Source organism: Chryseobacterium sp. BGARF1 (assembly GCF_001677955.1).
In the GTDB taxonomy this organism is placed as follows: domain Bacteria; phylum Bacteroidota; class Bacteroidia; order Flavobacteriales; family Weeksellaceae; genus Chryseobacterium.
The window spans coordinates 1-360 of record NZ_LELA01000234.1; the positions used below are offsets into that span (position 1 = coordinate 1).

A 360-nucleotide genomic window follows, 5' to 3' on the forward strand; every position below is an offset into this window, starting at 1 on the left:
TAGTCTCGGGCAGGCTCGAACTGCCGACCTCTACATTATCAGTGTAGCGCTCTAACCAGCTGAGCTACGAGACTTTGTTATGAGTAATAGGTGATGAGTAATAAGTAATATTTGCATATCGCTTTTTCCTCTTCTTCATACTCAATCTCTCTTCCCTAATACTAATTTCTAGTGGGTTTTGTATTTTTTTTTATATATCAACCAAATAAAAACTAAAGCTTCTCTTTAAGTAAGTACAATGGACACATTGTGTCCTTATTTGTTTATCGTCATAAGACGCTCTAAAATGAGATGTTCCAGCCGCACCTTCCGGTACGGCTACCTTGTTACGACTTAGCCCTAGTTACTTGTTTTACCCTA

At 38.3% G+C, this 360-nt stretch carries 1 tRNA gene and 1 rRNA gene; both read right to left on the reverse strand.

Annotation, left to right across the window (positions count from 1 at the left end):
* Nucleotides 1-74 (reverse strand) — tRNA-Ile (locus tag AB671_RS21810).
* 210 nt (nt 75-284) lie between these two features.
* Nucleotides 285-360, reverse strand: a 16S ribosomal RNA gene (locus AB671_RS21815); the annotation flags it as partial.